Source organism: Sphingomonas sp. CCH9-E2 (genome assembly GCF_001557215.1).
In the GTDB taxonomy this organism is placed as follows: Bacteria; Pseudomonadota; Alphaproteobacteria; order Sphingomonadales; family Sphingomonadaceae; genus Sphingomonas.
This window is the reverse complement of the sequence record NZ_LSJM01000285.1, coordinates 1-2,834: the sequence shown is the minus strand read 5'-3', so window position 1 is coordinate 2,834 and position 2,834 is coordinate 1. Positions and strand designations below refer to the sequence as shown.

Here is a 2,834-nt window from a genome sequence, read left to right as displayed (position 1 = left end):
CCGCCGTACAGGCGGTCGGCACCCGCGCCGCCGTCGAGACTGTTGTCGCCTGCGGTGCCGATCAGCACATCGTTATAGGCCGATCCGCGCAGACCCTCGATCGCGACCAGCGTGTCGACCCCTGCCGCGCCGGTATCCTGCGCGCTGCTCAGGTTTAGATCGACCGTGACGCTGCCGTTCGCTCCGGCATAGCTGGCAATATCGACGCCCTCGCCACCGTCGATCAGGTCGTTGCCACCGCCGCCCTGCAGCACATCGCTGCCGCCAAAGCCGCGGATGTCCTCCGCGCCGTCCGTCCCGGTCAGCGTATCGTTGGTGGCGCTGCCGTTGAGCAGCAGCACACTGCCCACCGGACGGTTCCACAGGAAGTCGGTCACGTCGAGCGCAGCCGCGGTCGCGCGCGAGATGCGCAACTGCATATCTCCCGCCGTGGTATGGACCGTCACATCGACCCAGCCCTGAATGTAAACCGCAATGCCCATGTGCGGGCCGTCATAGAAGAAATAGCTGCTCGAATAGTCCGCAAAGGTGAAGCCGGTGATGTCGAACGCACTGAAATCCAGCACGTTGCTGCCATGAACGAAATGATTGATCATGTCCCAGTTACTACCGGACGAATCTGAAACTTCGCGATAGACGATGCGCGCACCCATGGCCTGGATATAGTCGCCACCCCCGCCGCCGATGATCGTGTCGCGCCCACCTCCGCCGGAAAAATAGTTCGCTGCACTGTTGCCCGTCAGGACATTGTCCAGCGCGTTGCCGAGCGCCCCGATCGCCGCGTTGCCGAGCAGGGTCAGGTTTTCGATATTCGCCTGCATCGCGTAGCCGATGGTGGTGCGGATCTCGTCGATTCCACCGTCGGCATCCTCGGAAACCCGATCGTCCCCGGAATCGACATAGTAGATGTCGTTGCCCGCGCCGCCGAACATCGAATCTCCGCCGGTCCCCCCGTCGAGAATGTCGTTGCCATCCGATCCGAACAGCGTGTCGTCGCCGGCATGTCCGTTGAGCGTCGATCCGGCGAGGAGCGCGGCGATTGTCTCGCTTGCGCCGGTCCCGTCGAGCGTGGCCGACGCCGGGCCGTTGACGATGTCGCCCATCGCGATGCTGCCGGTGATCAGGACCGACAGCGTTCCTGTCGCCGTCACCGCTTCCAGCAGCGTGACGCCGCCGCCCTGCGGGGTCAGCGTGACCGATGACGCGCCAAGGCCGCTCAGGTCGATCCGGTCGGTGCCGCTGACGAAATCGGTGATCGTGTCGCGCGCGCCGCCGGTGGAATCGCCGACCGCGCGATAGGCGAAGACGTCCGCCCCCGCGCCCCCGGTCAGCGTGTCGGCACCGCCGCCGCCCTCGATCCGGTCGTTCCCGTCGCCGCCCGACAGCCGGTCGCTGCCGTTCGCGCCGACCAGCATGTCCTGCCCCGATCCGCCCGATACGATGCCCGATACCGTGCCGTCCCCGCGACCCCGGAACAGGTCGCCATGCGCGCCAAGGTCGATATTGCCGGTGATCGTTCCGGCATTGTTGACGATGTCATTCTGCGGCCCAAGCACCAGATTGCCGATCCAGCTGCCGCCGGCCAGGTTGGTGATCACATTGACGCCGCTGTCGATCAGCAGGTCGCCTTCGATATGGCCGCTGTTGGTCAGCGATGTCGCGACATTGTAGCCGCCCGCGATATAGAAGGCGATGTCGGCGACGATCGTCCCACGATTGTCGATCGTCAGGACATTGGCATAGATGTTGGTCGATCCGGGGAAATGAAAATAGGCGACCGTCTGCTGATCGGGCGACGTCGAGACCACATGGATCGTGCCGGTGTTCACCAGATTGCCGCCCTGGCGTATCCCGACCACCCCGAGCGGGTCGTACACATCGCCGCCGCTGACATGGATCATGCCGGTATTGAGGAAATTTCCGACGAACCACACGCCATAGGCATCGAAGGTCGACGAAACTTCAATCAGCCCGTGATTGGCCGAACCGCCCTGCATCCCGATCGCGCGGATGCTGCTGCTGTTCCCCGGCGTCATCTCCTGATGGATCGAGATCACGCCATTGTTGATCCCGCCGGCCCCGGACGCGCCAGTCACGCTCGGCCCATATTGCGTCGCGACCCCGGTGAAGGTCATCGCGATGCGGCCATTGTTGACGAACTGGCCGGATACGACGCCCATCGTGTCTTCGGACGCCAGGCCCTGGGTCGCGCGGTTGATGACGATCGACCCGTCGATGCGCACCCCCGCGCCACCTTCGGGCTGGTTCTGATACCAGATTCCGCTCGCGGCGGTCGACCGGATATAGGTGTCTTCGGCGACGACAACGGGGCCGCTCACATCCATCCGGGTGCCAATGACGGTGTTGATCTGGCCCGGCTCGTCGATCCCGTTGATCGTCACATGGACATCGACTGTCCGGAGAACTCCGCCCAGCATATAGGTCACGACGAAACGCTCGGTCCCCCGATCGCCCGATGCGAGCAAATTGGTGTCGCGATCCATATTGTTCAGCGTGTAGCTATAGCTGCCGTCGGCATTGATCGTCAGGCTGCCGTAAAAGCCGTTCAGTGCGTTTCCGACGCCCGTGCCCGATTGTCCCGCCAGCGCGACCCCCGTGACTGTCAGTCCGGACAAGGCTCCCGAATTGAGGGTTCCGCTCGTCTGCGAGGTGGCAGACATATTGCTTTCGCTGATGGTCGCTATGATCGGCATGACGTTTTCTTACGCGACACCAAGGGTTTGTCGACCGATTTTAACGCGACTCGAGGTCGCGACATCCCGGATCGACGCATGGCGATCCCCCCTCGCAACCGGCCGCCCGCGCCCCTATCT

General features: G+C 63.7%; 1 protein-coding gene. It reads right to left on the bottom strand.

Annotated elements, in window-relative coordinates; translation table 11 throughout:
• On the bottom strand, positions 1-2,636 hold a 2,636-nt coding region (locus tag AX681_RS13195), incomplete at its 3' end, for a M10 family metallopeptidase C-terminal domain-containing protein (protein ID WP_197424292.1).
• Positions 2,637-2,834 lie beyond the last annotated feature (198 nt).